14 protein-coding genes and 2 pseudogenes are annotated in these 16,386 nt (G+C 34.7%); 4 read left to right on the plus strand and 12 right to left on the minus strand.

Annotated elements, in window-relative coordinates:
• Positions 1-906 (minus strand): ROK family protein, encoded by a 906-nt coding sequence (locus F5ESL0225_RS04755; RefSeq protein ID WP_122021854.1) that lies wholly within the window; start codon positions 904-906, stop codon positions 1-3.
• Between the two features lie 464 nt (positions 907-1,370).
• On the opposite strand from F5ESL0225_RS04755, the gene F5ESL0225_RS04760 reads away from it, so the two are divergent.
• Both F5ESL0225_RS04760 and F5ESL0225_RS04765 read left to right on the plus strand, forming a co-directional pair.
• On the plus strand, positions 1,371-1,613 hold the full coding sequence (locus F5ESL0225_RS04760) for a hypothetical protein (RefSeq protein ID WP_122047971.1): 243 nt from the start codon (positions 1,371-1,373) through the stop codon (positions 1,611-1,613).
• Positions 1,614-1,656: 43 nt separating this feature from the next.
• A pseudogene (locus tag F5ESL0225_RS04765) lies at positions 1,657-2,178 on the plus strand (family 1 glycosylhydrolase); the annotation flags it as partial.
• A gap of 77 nt (positions 2,179-2,255) precedes the next feature.
• Here F5ESL0225_RS04765 and tsf read toward each other — a convergent pair.
• From tsf to F5ESL0225_RS04780, 3 genes are all read right to left on the minus strand, one after another.
• On the minus strand, positions 2,256-3,131 hold the full coding sequence (gene tsf / locus F5ESL0225_RS04770; protein ID WP_118897009.1) for a translation elongation factor Ts: 876 nt from the start codon (positions 3,129-3,131) through the stop codon (positions 2,256-2,258).
• A 23-nt stretch (positions 3,132-3,154) separates the two neighbouring features.
• Positions 3,155-3,925, minus strand: coding sequence for a 30S ribosomal protein S2 (rpsB, locus tag F5ESL0225_RS04775; RefSeq protein WP_165777865.1), 771 nt, complete (start codon positions 3,923-3,925; stop codon positions 3,155-3,157).
• Positions 3,926-4,077: 152 nt separating this feature from the next.
• A complete protein-coding gene (locus F5ESL0225_RS04780) occupies positions 4,078-5,109 on the minus strand; it encodes a GIY-YIG nuclease family protein (protein WP_122021856.1) in 1,032 nt (343 codons plus the stop codon).
• 58 nt (positions 5,110-5,167) lie between these two features.
• Here F5ESL0225_RS04780 and F5ESL0225_RS04785 point away from each other — a divergent pair, with 58 nt between their 5' ends.
• Both F5ESL0225_RS04785 and F5ESL0225_RS04790 read left to right on the plus strand, forming a co-directional pair.
• The gene (locus tag F5ESL0225_RS04785; protein WP_122021857.1) at positions 5,168-5,782 is read left to right on the plus strand and encodes a 1-acyl-sn-glycerol-3-phosphate acyltransferase; all 615 of its coding nucleotides are present in this window, start codon (positions 5,168-5,170) and stop codon (positions 5,780-5,782) included.
• 91 nt (positions 5,783-5,873) lie between these two features.
• Positions 5,874-7,049: a cyclopropane-fatty-acyl-phospholipid synthase family protein gene (locus F5ESL0225_RS04790; RefSeq protein ID WP_122024728.1), complete on the plus strand. Its 1,176-nt coding sequence runs from the start codon at positions 5,874-5,876 to the stop codon at positions 7,047-7,049.
• A gap of 47 nt (positions 7,050-7,096) precedes the next feature.
• Here the strand turns inward: F5ESL0225_RS04790 and F5ESL0225_RS04795 are convergent, their stop codons facing one another.
• The 8 genes and pseudogenes from F5ESL0225_RS04795 to araD all read right to left on the minus strand — a co-directional run.
• A complete protein-coding gene (locus F5ESL0225_RS04795; protein WP_122047973.1) occupies positions 7,097-8,497 on the minus strand; it encodes an FAD-binding oxidoreductase in 1,401 nt (466 codons plus the stop codon).
• 106 nt (positions 8,498-8,603) lie between these two features.
• Positions 8,604-9,641, minus strand: a complete 1,038-nt coding sequence (locus F5ESL0225_RS04800; RefSeq protein WP_122024730.1) for an aldose epimerase family protein — start codon at positions 9,639-9,641, stop codon at positions 8,604-8,606.
• 73 nt (positions 9,642-9,714) lie between these two features.
• The gene (gene araA, locus F5ESL0225_RS04805) at positions 9,715-11,139 is read right to left on the minus strand and encodes an L-arabinose isomerase (RefSeq protein ID WP_122047974.1); all 1,425 of its coding nucleotides are present in this window, start codon (positions 11,137-11,139) and stop codon (positions 9,715-9,717) included.
• Positions 11,140-11,209: 70 nt separating this feature from the next.
• On the minus strand, positions 11,210-12,361 hold the full coding sequence (locus F5ESL0225_RS04810) for a sialidase family protein (protein WP_122047975.1): 1,152 nt from the start codon (positions 12,359-12,361) through the stop codon (positions 11,210-11,212).
• 76 nt (positions 12,362-12,437) lie between these two features.
• Positions 12,438-13,940 carry an alpha-N-arabinofuranosidase gene (locus tag F5ESL0225_RS04815; RefSeq protein ID WP_370448615.1) on the minus strand — a complete coding sequence of 501 codons (1,503 nt, stop codon included), beginning with the start codon at positions 13,938-13,940 and terminating at the stop codon, positions 12,438-12,440.
• An 8-nt stretch (positions 13,941-13,948) separates the two neighbouring features.
• Positions 13,949-15,235, minus strand: coding sequence for an oligosaccharide MFS transporter (locus F5ESL0225_RS04820; RefSeq protein WP_122047976.1), 1,287 nt, complete (start codon positions 15,233-15,235; stop codon positions 13,949-13,951).
• 14 nt (positions 15,236-15,249) lie between these two features.
• Positions 15,250-16,221: a family 43 glycosylhydrolase gene (locus F5ESL0225_RS04825; RefSeq protein WP_122024733.1), complete on the minus strand. Its 972-nt coding sequence runs from the start codon at positions 16,219-16,221 to the stop codon at positions 15,250-15,252.
• A gap of 25 nt (positions 16,222-16,246) precedes the next feature.
• A pseudogene (gene araD, locus F5ESL0225_RS04830) lies at positions 16,247-16,386 on the minus strand (L-ribulose-5-phosphate 4-epimerase); the annotation flags it as partial.

Raw genomic sequence — 16,386 nt, forward strand, 5'->3', positions numbered from 1 at the left:
TTATTTTTCATTATTGACTTGCAACAATAGATTATAAAGCGCCCCATAAAGATTTGAATCATTTCTAAACTTGGCAGAAACGATATTAGGTTTGACCAAAGTTTGACCAATAATTGGGTTATCTATTGTAGTAAAACGGTCGTAGGCTGCATTAATTCCCTCGATTAAAATTGATTGTGCACTAATACCACCACCAATTGCTACTTTATTAATATCAATAACCGTTTGCAGATTTAAAATTAGAATTGCAATTTTTAAACAATACTCATTAAAAATTGCCACAGCTTCTGGAACTTGATTTTTTATTGCGGCAAAAGCATACTTACCATCAGTTTCATCTTGATAGTGCAGCACCTGGTTAACTTTTCTAACAAACTGCACAGCTGAGCCGCGATATGCCATACTACCCAGCATTGTCTTTGCCTGCGAACTATCACAAATCATAAAGCTCAATTCTCCAGCTTGTGCATGTACCCCAGATAATAAATGACCATCAATCATGATGCCTCCACCAACTGCCGTACCCAAAGTAATAGCGGCACAATTCTTTTCTCCTTTTAGATTACCTAACCAACTTTCTGCTAAAATACTTGCTTTTCCATCGTTAATTACTGCTACTGGGAAATCATATTTATCGCCATATACTTGTGCAAAATCAATGCCATCTAAAAAGGGTAGCGCCCCACCAAAGCAAATTTTTGTTTTATCAATTTTACCAGGAGCGCAAACTCCCAGCCCCTTCAGGTTAGCTACATCTTGTTGGATTATCTTATCAAGACTGTTAAGAAAATCAACTTTATTTTTTAACGTTGCCATCTTACCCTTATCAATAATTTTCCCAGATGAACTTAAATGGGCGTACTTAACTTCAGTACCGCCGATATCAATGCTTAAATAGTTTTTCATAATTTTCTTTCATTTATAACTTTCTAACATCTTAATTAGATTCTATATTTTACAATAAAAAAAGTAAAAATAACAACTGAAAGAATAAACTTAATGGTAAAACTTTTCATGTTTCTTACCTTATAATTAGCTGTTTTCTTCAATTTTAACCATACATTCAATGATTAACTCGACAAAAAGAGAAACTAACGACTGGATATCGAATTAAGCGTTATAGACAAATGACTTACCTGGCAAAACAATTAAATGCCTAAAGTCTTTTCTGAGACTAGCATCTGGATTAAAGGTAACTAAATAAGTTATGGCCAGACTTACTTCCAACTTATAGTGCAGTCGTTAAAGACTTTGACTTAACTACAGAAAAAACTGTCAATGAAAATCTTGATAACCCAGCAAATAATAAGTTAACCTAGCGAAACATTGATAGTAAAACCATAGGGTTTATTCAAGCAGCCGTTACTCCAATGATTCCAGGACTTATTGCAGGGGGAATGTTCAAAGTAATTTTGATCTTAATTACTACATTTGTTAATCCAAATTTTGTTAAAACCTCTAGTTATATGCTACTTTCTGCTATCGGAGATGCCCCGTTTTACTTCATGCCAATTGTAGTCGCATATGGTGCTGCACCCAAATTAGGTGGAACGCCAACACTTTTTGGCCTACCGGTAATAATTTTGAATTATGGGATTTCCTTATGGGATTAGTGGGCTAAACAAGATTAAAATGGAAGCTGAAGATATAACTACACTTAAAAATGGTCAATTGGATTTTATTGCCTTTAGCTATTACCGTTCGACCATTTCAAAAGCCGGTGATTCTTGGTTTAATGTCGGTGGATTACCTAATCCATATTTAAAAGTAACCAAATGGGGGTGGGGACTCGATCCTCTTGGCTTACGCTATACAATGAACATGATTTATGATCGAATTCAAAAACCAATCTTTATTGTAGAAAATGGCTTAGGATCTATTGATCAGCCAGACGAAAATAATTATGTAGAAGATAATTATCGAATTGACTACTTACAGAAACATCTTTCAGCAATGGCTGATGCAATTAATATTGACAAAGTTCCATGTATTGGCTATACCATGTGGGCTCCAATTGATTTGATTTCACTTTCAACCGGAGAAATGAAAAAAAGATATGGCTTTGTATATGTAGATATGGATGACTTAGGAAATGGTAGTTTAAAAAGAATTCCGAAAAAATCGTTTAAATGGATAAAAAACATAATCAAAACTAATGGAAAAGCATTAGATAATTAGTTTAAATTAACCAATAATTGTAATAAATAAAAAAGGGGGGCTCTTTTAGAGACATCCCCTTTTTATTTATATCCGACTTACTTCATTTGTTCTTGTACTTCAGCCGCAAAATCTTCTTGTTTCTTTTCAATACCTTCGCCCACTTCGTAGCGAGTAAATGCAGCTACTTCACAGCCTACTGATTTAGCGTACTCAGCAACTGTCATATCGCCATCTTTAACGTAAGGTTGATCAACCAAGCAAATTTCACTTAAGTACTTATTAACCCGACCTTCAACAATCTTAGGAATAATGTTAGCAGGCTTGCCTTCATTTTCAGTTTCCTTAGTAAAGACTTCTTTTTGACGATCAAAGTCAGCCTTTGGCACTGATTCTTTATTCAAATATTCAGGATTTATTGCTGCTACGTGCATTGCAATATTCTTAGCTGCTTCTTCGTTATCACCCTTTAAAGTAACAACAGCAACAATTGCACCACCGTTATGCTTGTATGCGCCAAAGACTTCATCATCATTCTTAGAAATCAAGTCAAATCTTCTTAAAGTGATCTTTTCACCAATAACAGCCGTTAAGTTAGTAATCTCATCACCAATAGTTGAGTCACCCATAGGTGCCTTCAATGCTTCTTCGACATTTGCTGGTTTAGCACTTAAAATTGCCTTAGTAACATCATCAACTAATTTAATAAACTTATCGTTTGATGAAACAAAATCAGTTTCGGAGTTAATCTCAACTAAAACAGCATCGTTGCCTTCAAATGCAAATTCAGCTAGACCTTCAGCTGCGATACGACCACTCTTTTTAGCAGCTTTAGCAACACCATTTTCTCTTAAGATATCAATTGCCTTTTCCACATCTCCGTTAGCTTCAACTAAAGCCTTCTTGGAGTCCATCATACCGGCACCAGTACGATCACGTAACTCTTTAACTTGTTTAGCAGTAATGTTAGCCATTAAAGTTTCCTTCCAAATAAAAACTAATTTTCATCTGAAACTTCTTCAGTTTCAGTAACTTCTTCGCTACTCTCAGTCAATTCAGTTTCAACTTTTTCTTCATTATCATCTTGACCTTGCTTACCTTCAATAACAGCATCAGCCATTGCGCCTGAAATTAGACGGATAGCACGGATAGCATCATCATTTGAAGGGATAACAACATCAACTGGATCCGGATCAGTATTAGTATCAACCATAGCAACAACCGGAATACCTAAAATATTAGCTTCATGAACTGCAATCTTTTCCTTCTTAGGATCAACTACAAATAATACATCAGGAATTCTTGGCATATCTTCAATACCACCTAAGAATCTCTCTAATTTATCCATTTCTTTAGTAAGAAGTGAAGCTTCCTTCTTTGGTAATCTGTCAAAAGTACCATCTTCTGACATCTTCTTTAAGTCTTTAAGTCTTTGTACTCGGCTTTGGATTGTCTTCCAGTTAGTTAAAGTACCACCTAGCCAACGTTGGTTAACATAATATTGACCAGCACGAGTGGCTTCTTCAGCAATTGAATCTTGCGCTTGCTTCTTAGTACCAACAAATAAAATAACACCATTATTTTGAGCAACAGCTCTAATAAAGTCATGCGCATCATCTAGCATCTTGATTGTCTTTTGCAAATCAATAATGTAGATGCCATTTCTTTGCGTGAAGATGTATGGAGCCATCTTAGGATCCCATCTTCTAGTTTGGTGTCCAAAGTGAACACCAGCTTCAAGTAATTGTTTCATTGAAACTACTGACATAATAAATTCCTCCTATGGTTTTGTTCCTCTCAAGCGGTCATTTTAACGATTCACCAATGTCTGGCACCAAAACGTTAATCGCCCTTGATGTTTTATCCATGTACTTATAGCACACTAGAAAATGATACTAAATTTTTATTAAAGATGCAAGACTAAAAGTCAACACGGTGTTCCCTTAAAAAATCTTCCTTCCATTGTCTGGAGTGGTGTTTAAACCAGTATTCACGTTTAAGAGCCAACTTTTTATCAGCAAACTTTTCGTGGTAAATCAGCTTGACTGGTCGACGTGCCTTGGTATATTTAGCACCCTTACCATCATTATGTGCTGTTAAGCGTTTTTGTAAATCATCAGTAAAACCGCCATAAAAACTATTGTCATTACATAATAGAACATAAAAGTAATATTTTTTTTGTGCTCGCTTATCCTCTGAATTGGGATTTGGCTCATGAATAATATACTGGATTGCAGGCAAATAATTTCCTTGCTCATCATGTACCTCAATTGCATCTTTTAAAATCAACCCATCTGTCCCTGTATGTTTAACCGCTTCAATAACAATCAAGTTACTATTTTCACCGCGGTGAGAAACATATGGCTGAACCACTTTTATACTAAGGTCGTGTTTCATACAAAAATAAGCAATTTCATTTAAGCGCTCTGGACGATGCACCATAAATAATTTGCCCTTCATTTTAAGCAAACTGCTAGCAGAAGAAATTATTTCTTCTAAATTAATTAATATCTCATGGCGAGCAATTGCCTTCTGTCGCTCAGGATTAATTTTATGATTTTCGACAACTTTAAAATAAGGTGGATTAACGACCACCAGATCATAAGAATCTTTAGGCAAGAAAACAGCTACATCTTTAACATTTTTTTGATAAACGGTTATGCGGTTTTCCATATGATTCAACTCAATTGAACGTCTAGCTTGAGAAACAATTTCAGGTTGAATTTCTACTGCATCGTATTTAGCTCGATTAAAATATGCCATATACATTGTTGCTGCACAATTACCAGCACAAAGATCGGCCACCTTAGATCGATCACGAATTGATTCTTTTGCCATTGCAGCTAATAATAACGTATCAAGTGAAAAACTAAAGGAACTTTTGTCCTGAATAATCTTTAAATTGTCACTATACATATAATCTATGCGCTCATTTTTTTCCAAATTTACCATAAAATTTTATCCTCTTCAAAAGCTTTGTTATAATATTTTACATCAAATGGAGGAAATTATGTTTTATCATTTTATTCGCGCCGTTGCCCGGTTTATTGTTTGGGTAATTAACGGTCACTTACACGTTAACCATAAAAATCGCATTCCTGAAGGAAACTATATTTTAGCTGCACCCCATCGAACATGGTGGGAACCAATTTTATTTGCTTTAGCTGCAAGCCCTGCGGAATTTATGTTCATGGCCAAAATTGAACTATTTAAATTCCCACCATTGCGCTTCATCCTTAAGCATGCTCACGCTTTTGCAGTAGATCGACAAAATCCCGGTCCCTCTGCAATCAAAACACCTATTAAGGGATTAAAAGAAAAAAATTATTCATTAATTATTTTTCCATCTGGTACACGCCATTCTTCCGAACTAAAAGGTGGCACAATTGCAATCGCCAAATTATCTGGTAAACCAATTGTTCCCGTCGTTTATCAAGGACCATTGACCTTTATAGGGGTATTGAAGCGGCAACCACTTGAAATTTGCTTTGGTGATCCTATTCGAATTGATCGTAAAATCAAATTAACTCATGAAAATGAAAAAATTTTAGATAACCAGTTACAAACTGCTTGGGAAAAGTTAGATTATGAACAAGATCCAGCTTTTCATTATCAACCAAAATAAAAGATAAAAGAGATCGAGTTCATAATGAATTCGATCTCTTTTTTTAGTGTTAGAATAAAAATAGTGACAACGAAATGGAGGTATTCGAAAATTGTTAGAAAAAACATTTTATCGAACAATGTTGAGCAAGTCTTTTCCCTTCCCTGTAAAAGTAACTTATTGGGACGGAAAAAGTGAAATTTATGGAAATGGCACGCCAAATATTGAAATTATTTTCAATGAAAAAATTCCTGTGTCTTCTATTACTAATAATGCTTCACTGGCTTTGGGTGAAGCCTATATGAATAAAAAAATTGAAATCAAAGGTAATATCCAACACTTGATTTGGGGAGCTTATGAAAGCGCTAATAGTTTTATGCGTTCAAGTAAATTTCGTAAATTTTTACCACATGAAAAACATACAGAAGCTCAAAGTGAAAAAGATGTTCAAAGCCATTATGATATTGGGAATGACTTTTATAAATTATGGTTAGATCCTACCCTTACTTATTCTTGTGCATATTTTGATGAAGATAATAAAGATGATTTAGAAAAAGCCCAAATAGCTAAAATCAATCATATTCTTGAAAAGTTACATCCCCAAAAAGGTAAAACGTTACTTGATATTGGCTGCGGCTGGGGAACCTTAATGCTGACCGCTGCTAAAAAATATGGTCTTAAGGTAACGGGAGTAACCTTAAGTGAAGAACAATATAAATTCGTACAAAAGAAAATTTATGATCAAAATATGCAAGACATGGCTGAAGTTAAACTAGAAGATTATCGCGAATTAGGTAACCAAGAATGGGACTATATTACCTCCGTAGGTATGTTTGAACATGTTGGGCAAGAAAACTTAGGTCAATATTTTAACGATGTCGCTAAATATCTTAAAAAAGACGGCATTGCCTTAATTCATGGTATTACCCGTCAACAAGGTGGGGCAAAAAATGCTTGGATTAACAAATATATCTTTCCTGGTGGCTACGTTCCAGGTTTAGGCGAAAATATCAATCATATTGTGGCTAGTGGTTTACAAATTGATGACTTAGAAATGCTGCGCCGTCACTACCAACGAACATTAGAGATATGGGATGAAAATTTTAATAAACAACGTGATCTTATTCAAAAGAAAATGGGTGAGCGGTTTACTAGAATGTGGGATTTATACTTGCAAGCCTGTGCAGCCTCTTTTGAATCTGGCAATATTGATGTAGTCCAATATCTACTAACCAAAGGACCATCAGGTGAAAATCTACCGATGACTAGGAGATACATGATTAAATAACATTTATTTAAAAAAGGTATGGCTTAACCATACCTTTTTTGGTCTTTTCAAAGATTAAAAATCTTAGCTGGATTTAAAACGTTTTTCGGATCAAATAAGTTTTTAATTTGTCGTAATAAGTCAGTATATTCTTTACCATAAAAGTCTTCATAGTTATTAGCACGGGCAAAGCCGATACCATGTTCGCCTGACATATTACCATCATAAGATTTAGCAGTTTTATAAAGTTCAGAAATAACTTTAGCGTTTATTTTTTTATATTCATTATCGGTTAAGTTATCTGAACAAAGATAAATATGTAAGTTGCCATCACCTGCGTGACCGAAATTAGGGATACGAATTTTTAATTCACTTTCCAATTCGGCAATTCGTTTTAAAACATCTGGAATATGATTAATTGGCACACAAATATCAATTTCATCCATTTTGGGAGTCGATTTTTGGATTGCAAGCAAAAGTTGTTCCCGACATTGCCAAATTTTTTGAGCTTCTTTTGAATCAGCTGCTAAAATTATTGCATCCTCAGCCTTAAAGTCTTTTACTACTGTTAGTGTTTGCTTTAATTGAGCTTGCCATTCTTCATCAGTAAATGAATCTAGACCGATAATAAGGAAGCCATCTCCATTTGAAATTGGAAATTGCTCATTAGAATATTCCTCCCATAATTCTATTACTTTCCGCCCCATGAATTCAACTGTTGTCGGCACGACGCCTGATGCTAAAATTGCCGGAACAGACTTGATTGCATCATTTAATGTAGGATATGGAATGATGGCATTAATCGACTTACGTGGTTTAGGATAAAGTCTCATCGTAATTTCAGTTATAACACCCAACGTGCCTTCAGCACCAATAATTAAGTCTTTTAATGAATAACCCGATGAAGACTTTACTGCTTTTGAACCAAATTTATATAGCTGACCATTAGTTAAAACAACTTTTAACTCCCGAATATGTTCCCTAGTAACACCATACTTAATTGCTTTAAGTCCCCCAGCATTTGTCGATACATTACCTCCGAGTGTTGCCCAATGCATCGCTGGCGCTGGCATGTAAGTAAATGGCTTATCTGCAAGGTATTCTTCAATATCTTTTAGTCTAATACCAGCTTGAACTGTCATAGTCAATCCTTTCGGATCATATTCTAGAACCCGATTCATTTTAACCATATCTAAAGATATGCCACCCTTAACAGTTAAGTTGGCTCCCATTAAGCCAGTGGAGTTTCCCCTAGCTACAATAGGAATATTATTATCATTAGCATATTTAACAACGTTTATTACTTCTTCATTATTTACTGGCTGAATAACTAAATCAGGCATAGCCGTAATTGTTTTGAATTGATCATGATCCCAGTGCTGCGTTGGATTAGTAATAAATCGATCTGCTTCTGAGATAAATCTAGATAAATTAGCGCAATCAGCTTGAGTAATTTCATGGTACTTCATGGTATATTCCTTTTCATTTCTAAATTTACAAATTAACTTACCTAGTAAATTTATCTTTTTATGTAAGCGGTGTCAATAATAAAGAAATAAATTAAAATAGCCAATCTTATTTTTGCGTAAAGGTAAATACTATTTCATGACTTTTTGTTGTATTTGCTGGCAAAACAATATTACCAAAATCGTCATTATTAATTGCGTCAGGCAATGTTTGTGCCTCTAATGCCACTGCTTCACTAGGTTGAGCAAATTTACCTCCATCACGTATAAACTTAACCCCCGGTTGATTTTGCGACATAGTATACACAACTAAACAATTACTATCACTAGATATTGTTATTACTCGACCACTTGTCTGTTCACTTAAAACTGCAACTGGTCGTAAATTAGTGCTTGCTCCATCAATGACAAAGGCATCGTCAAAGCCATTATTCTTACTTATGGCAGATTCAAGATTTTGAAAGTCGCGAAAATCATAGGGAGTATTTTCAACCGCAAGTATATTTCCTGTTGGGATTAATTCCGTATCTAATTCTAAATATTGTGTACTATTAATTTTTAATTTATGTGAAGCTAAATTGGGCTGGTCACTCAAGTTAAAATACGCATGGCAAGTTGGGTTGAATAATGTCGATTTCGAACCACATTTAGCCGTATACAAAATCATTACTTGATTTTGATTATTTAGTGTATATTTAATCTCTACATCAAGATCTCCAGGAAACCCATCAATCTTTTCGCTGATTTTATTGCTAAAAATCGCGCTAACACTATTATGCTCTTTTTGGGTAGTTATCTTCCAATTCAAAAAACGGAAGCCATGATTACCACCATGTAAAGTATTGCCATTCTCATTAGGTAGCAATTGAACCTCTTGCTGATTTAACTTAAAATGTCCTTTTTTTATTCGCCCAGCGACCCGTCCAATTGATTGACAGCAACACAAGCCATTTGAATAATAGTCAGCACAGTGTGCAAAATTCATTATCAAATTGTGCTTATTTCCATCTTTGTCTGGTACTAAAAATTCATACCAAGTTGCCCCCATTGATAAACACGAAATTGCCACACCGCAATCGTTTTTTAGAGTAACTTTTTTAATTTCTTGAGCTTGATATTTTTCAAATTTTTGTGTAATAATTTCCATTTTTCTTCCTTACTAGCAAAATACACTACTCCAAAAAACATTGAAATAGTGTATTTATTTTTAATAATTGTCCTTACTTTATGCTACATAAATCAATACCATACATTGTAGCCAGATCACTAACTTGCTCTTCAGTTGCCGCAAATGAAAAGACTGTATGGTGTCCACCACCTGCTTGAATCCACTGCTTAGATCCCTTTTCTAAGCCGACTTTTGGTGTCCACATTTGTTTAGCAACTGGTAAATGTGGCGTTTCTTTTTCAGCTTTATGCGCATCAACTTCATAAGTAACTAACTTGAAGTTATTTCTAAAATCTGCCAGAGTAACATCAATTGCGTCACCTTCTGAACCTGAAAATACTAAACGGGCTGGGTCGGCTTTTCCACCAATATCTAGCGGATGAACTTCAACACGTGGTTTTTCTGAAGCAATAGAAGGATCTACTTCTAACATATGTGAACCCAGAATTGCTTTATGGCTCTCACGTAAATCAAGTGTATAGTCTTCCATGAAGGCCGTCTTTTGATTATGGGTCATAATCTTAAATGTTCTAAGTAAAGCTGCTGTTTTCCAATCACCTTCACCAGCAAAGCCATAACCATCACGCATTAACAGCTGAGCTGACAATCCTTCCAATTGCTCTAAACCATGAAGATCTTCAAAGTTACTAGTAAATGCAGTATAACCACCCCGTTCTAAGAACCGTTTTAAAGCAATGTATTGCTTCAACTGATAGCGAACCGTTTTTTCATATTCAGCTTCAGCCATATCGCCAGGAACTAAAGTATACTCATTTTTTAATTCAGCAAATTGCTCATCAATTTCTGATTCTTTCACCTTGTCCATCTCAGCAACTAAGTCACCGACACCATAATAGTCAACAGTCCAGCCCAATTGAATTTGAGCTTGAACTTTGTCTCCTTCAGTAACCCCAACGTCACGCATTGTATCCCCAAAGCGACAAACCTTTAGTTTGAATGATTCGTCATATGCTACTGCTACATCTTCCCAATCAGCAATTTGCTTCATCACTTTAGGGTCTTGCCAATAACCATAAATTATTTTATTGTGCTTTTGCAAACGGGCATTAATATAGCCATATTCCCGATCACCATGGGCACTTTGATTTAAGTTCATATAATCAAAATCGATAGTGTCGTAAGGAATATAGTCTAAATATTGTGTTGCAAAATGTAATAACGGTTTTTGCAATAATTTTGTGCCCCGAATCCAGTTCTTTGCAGGTGAAAAAGTATGCATCCAAGTAATTACACCAGCAACATTATCCTGATAATTAGCTTCTTTCATAAACTTAGTAACTTCGTCAGCTGTAGTTAAAACAGCTTTAAAGACTATTTTATATGGAAGATTACCTTTTTCATTTAAACCTGCAACAATTTTCTTTGAATTTTCAGCTACTTCTTTTAATGTTTCTTCACCATACAAGTGTTGACTTCCAGCTGCAAACCAAAATTCATATTTAGGTACTTCTAACATTTTAAAAAATCTCCTTGCATTACTTATATATTTAGTGATTCACCGTAATTCACTAGATACTTTAATTTTTTTATTTAAAACTAAAAATAGTTGATGTTAAATCGTTACTATTCGGATCTGTCGGTGCCTTCAAAGGCCCACCACTTACTATTAACAAATCATCATTAGGTAAAACTGTTAGTGAACGAGAATAAGCTAAAGGAATATTGGTTTTGATATCTTGCCATGCTCTGACATCACCATTATTTTTGTTAATGTATAAGTCCCCGCTACCATCAGTATTAGCAACAATATCACCATTATGTAAAGTAACTACATAAGGTGCACCACCATAAGCTAATCTAGTTCCTTCATCGCTTGCATTCCAGTTTAAACCATCAGCAGAAATCTTGTAGTTAGTCCTCCATTCACCTGAATTAACCACTTCGTATGTCATGATATATTTGCCATTCTTCATTCGAGCTACAGTAACCATACCTGGACGAGCTGCTGGTTCTTTGAATGCAACATCATCTACTTCGTTACCCCAGTTGATACCATCTTTTGATACCCGGTGTGATAGTTTTTGACTGTGAAGTGGTTTATCACGTTCATCAGAAAAATAGCAGACCAATTTATGATCAATCACGCTAACAAATGGTTCCCAAACTGGACCGTTACTTGTAGTATTAACATCGGCATGTCCACCAACAGCAATCGTACTCAGATATTGCCAACTATGGGCGTGATCTTTACTAAAATATAAATCAATTGAAGTCCTACTCAAGTCATTAGGAATCGAATTGCCAGCACAGATAATTGTTCCAGCAGGCATTTTGCCTATTTTTTCAGGTAGTTCATACAAAAATGGTTGATAGCGATTGCCCCATGGGCTATTATTGGCTAAAAAGTTGTGGGTATCATTTATTTCACTAATTTTTTTCCAACTTTTTGCATTATTTAAACTTTCAAAAATTAAAAATGTTGGCGTACCATTCACATAGTGCTCTGATGTAGCATATAATTTACCATTGTGACTTTTATCGGTATGAGTAGTTACAAGTCCCCTACCATACAGAAAACTTGGACTTTTAGTTCCAGGTATTTGATTTTTGCTAGCAATTGTAGTTATTGGTGTACTTGAATTAGCACTAACTTTTTCATTAATTCCACCTAGAAGTGACAATCCTAATGACACAACTCCTAATGAAAAGAGTAGGCCTTTTCCTTTATTTAATTTCATTATTACCCTCTCAAAATTTCTTTAGTCAGATAGTAAGTAAGTAACTAACTGAATTACGATTTTAGTTGCTATCAGCCTAATGACTGATTGCTGATAAACGAATCATGTTCCAAGAATATGGTGCAATTTTTCCATTAACACAATTCTGATTATTAACATTAATATCCTTTAAATTCTCAATTTGCATAGTTTGTTTTTCGTTAGTTTCATCTAAGTCATAGCCTGCAAATTGAGTTGCTTCTTTTAACGTAACCTGTGGAAAATCAGCTAATTTATAATCAAAATCAACTTCTTCAGCCGCTTTATTTTCAATAAATAGAACAACTTCACCCTTAGATTGATTATACACAGCAGAAGAACTAACATATGGAACTACCCGATTGGAAACTGTATAATCAGCGACTTTACTATTTACCTTTAAAGCAGTTCCCTGAGCGTAATTTGCAACTTGCATAAATGGGTAAAAAATTGATTGGTACCAAATTGTTGGCGTTCCTTCATTATTAGTCATAATCGGAGCAATAACATTAATTAATTGAGCTAAACATCCAATCTTAATCCTGTCAGCATGTTTAATTAAGGTTAGTGCCAATGAACCAACCACTAATGCATCTGCAAAAGTATAATGATCTTCTAGTAAATGAGGTGCTTGTTGCCAAGGTTTTTGTTTAGTATCAGATTCTTTTGAATGATACCAAACATTCCATTCATCCATAGCCAAATACATGGTCTTAGTCTGATGTTTGCGGGCTTTAACCGCATCACAAATTGAAATTACTTCGTTAATAAAACTATCTAAATCAATAGATGAAGATAAAAACTTTTTAATATCATGATCATTATCATCATAATATTGGTGTAATGATAAATACTCGACATCATCATAAACATTATCCAGTATTTCTTCTTCCCAGCTACCAAATGAAGGCATGGAGTGTAGCGAACTACCACAAGCAATCAATTCAATTGACGGGTCAACAATTCTCATTGCTTTAGCAGTTTCATGTGCAAGCCGTCCATATTCATGAGCTGTTTTATGACCAATCTGCCACTCACCATCCATTTCGTTACCCAAGCTCCACAATTTAACATTGAACGGATTTTTTTGTCCATTTTGAATTCGAAGATTGCTCCAATAAGTACCAGCTGGGAAATTACAGTACTCAACTAGATTGCGCGCAGCGTCTATTCCTCTCGTTCCAAGATTAATAGCCAGATCTGCCTGAGCATTAATTGTCTTACACCAAATTAAAAATTCATGTAAGCCAAATTGATTAGTTTCGGTACTTTTCCAGGCTAAATCTAGTCTAATTGGTCGCTTTGATTTTGGACCAATACCATCTTCCCAGTTATAACCAGAAACAAAATTTCCTCCTGGATACCGAACCAATGGTATTTTTAGCTTTTTGACTGCATCAATTACATCTCGGCGAAAACCATTTTTATCAGCTAAGGGATGATTAGGTTGATAAATTCCGTTATAAACAGATCTACCAAGTTGCTCAGCTAGTGAGCCCCACATTCGGGGATCAATCTTACCAATAACCGCATCTGCAGTTACTTTAAAATTAGCCTTTATCATTTCTGCTACCTCGCAGAATCAGTTGCAGAATTATTACTTGAACTAGCAGTTTCATCTTCAATTTCACCGGCTTGAACACGATTTTCTTTTTTTAATGTAATCGCCGCAAATAATGTAATAATAAATACAAAAACACCCATCATGACATATGTATGTTGATAACCAAAGCCATCATACATATGTCCTGCTAATGTTGAAAATATAAATACAGATATCTGTTTAGCAAAATTAGATGCTAATGAATAAACTGTTGCATATAATCTAATATCAAATGCTCCAGCAATGTACTTCATAATTGATGTCAAAAGTAAAGGCATCTCTAATCCAGCAAGTAATCTAAAGAATACTACCCAACCCCAGGTTGGTGACAAGGCTGACCCCAATATACGAATACAAGTTAAAAATCCATACGCAATTAAACCTGTTCGTGCTCCAATTTTATTAATAATCCATGGCATTGGTATCATTAGAAAAAATTCGATTAAGGTTTGAGCCGAGGACATATAACTATATACTAATGTACTCTGCGCTGCTGTAGCAAAAAATGTCTTAAAGAAAATAATAAACTGTTGATCAAAAACATCAAAAATTGCCGAAGCTCCCATATAAAATATTGATAAAACCCAAAAATTTTTATTTTTAAAAACAGATCCTACAATTTCCATGTTCAATGAATTTGAAGTATCACCTGCTGCAGAAGCATTATCCATATTTATCTTGTCACTAAATAGCAACAAACCAACAAATATTGTTGCTGAAATAGAACACAACCAAAAAATCGAATCTGGCTTCCATAGAAATAGTCGTCCTGCGATTAAAGAAGCTACAATACCTGCTAAAGAACCACCTAAACGTGAATGGGAGTACTCAAAACCATTTGCTAAACTAGCCCGTTGAACGTACTGTTCAATTACACTAACTCCACCATTTAAAACAAAGCTTAAGAATATACCTGTCACTATCGCTACTAGAAATGAATTAATTTTCATTAATGGTAAAAATGCCCATTGAAAATAAGGTCCAATAAAAATTCCAACAACTCCAATAGTTATTATTAAATCTTTCCTAAATAGTAATTTATCAGAAATAACTCCAAAAAATGGCTGAAAAATTAGTGATATACCTGCCATCATAGAAAATACAAGCCCAGACTCTGCCCCATTCAAATGTCCAACTTGTTCCATCCATAGCGTTAAATAACCATTTACTGTAGCCCAAATAAAGAAGTATGCAAAGTGGGTAAATGGAAAACCCCAAAAATGCTTATTTTCATTTTTTATTTCACTATCCATGTCTATTCTCCACCCTATTTATAATTATATGGAACTGGTTTCCCAAATACAGGCATTCCATCTTGATTCCAAGTAAATGATTGGATTTTAGTATGCCGGTTAGGATCATATAACGGATCCCCCTTAATATCTGTGTAATCTCTACAATGGTAAACTAGAATATCAGTATTACCATCTTCTGCTTTAGTGAACGAATTATGCCCTGGACCAAACTGACCGTGTTCTAAATCACTTTGAAACACAGGTTTTTTACTCTTATGCCAGCTATTAGGATTAAGTAGGTCAGCATCATCAAGTGCATCTAACATTCCCATACAATAATTTTCATCGGTAGCACTAGCAGAATAAGTTAAAAAGAATTTATTATCGTGATGTATTACAGCAGGACCCTCATTTACCCAAAATATTTTAGTTTCCCAGTCATACTCAGGTTTAGTTAACATAACTGGTTTTGTTTTTAACGTCCATGGATTTTTCATTTGAGCAATATAAATATTAGAATTGCCTCTAATATTTGGATCTTTTTGTGCCCAAACATAGTACAACTTGTTTTTATACTCAAAACAAGTAGCATCTAACGAAAAACTGTCTATTCCTGTTTTCACTTGTCCATGTTCAATCCAATTTTTTTCATCAGTAATTGGATTTTCTTCATCACATTCAATACAAAACATTCTATGCTGAAACATTCCGTTTTTGTCAAGTTTAGTAGTTTCTGCAGCAGCAAAGTAAATAAACCATTTTTCATTAATATAATGAATCTCTGGTGCCCAAATTAATTGGCTCATTTCTCCATTATCATGTTTTCGCCAAATCGTTCTTGGAGTAGCATGCGCTAAACCTTCAAGCGTTTTTGCCCTTCTTAACTCAATTCTATTATAGGATGGAACTGAAGCAGTGAAATAATAATAACCATCAGTATGCTTATAAATAAACGGATCAGCCCTTTGTATAATTAAAGGATTAGTATAAATATTGTTTGTCATAATTATTGTCTCCTAATTTAAAACTTTATTTTCTTTTTGCATGGGTCTGCGACTGGGCATTATTTTGCCCGTAATACGCTCCTTGACCATGCTTTCGATAGTAATGCTTATCTAATAAATACTGGGGCACATGACTATCTGCTCTAGTTAACATAAGGGTGTGGT

Origin of the sequence: Lactobacillus sp. ESL0225 (assembly GCF_003692905.1) — a bacterium.
Taxonomy (GTDB): Bacteria; Bacillota; Bacilli; order Lactobacillales; family Lactobacillaceae; genus Lactobacillus; species Lactobacillus bombicola.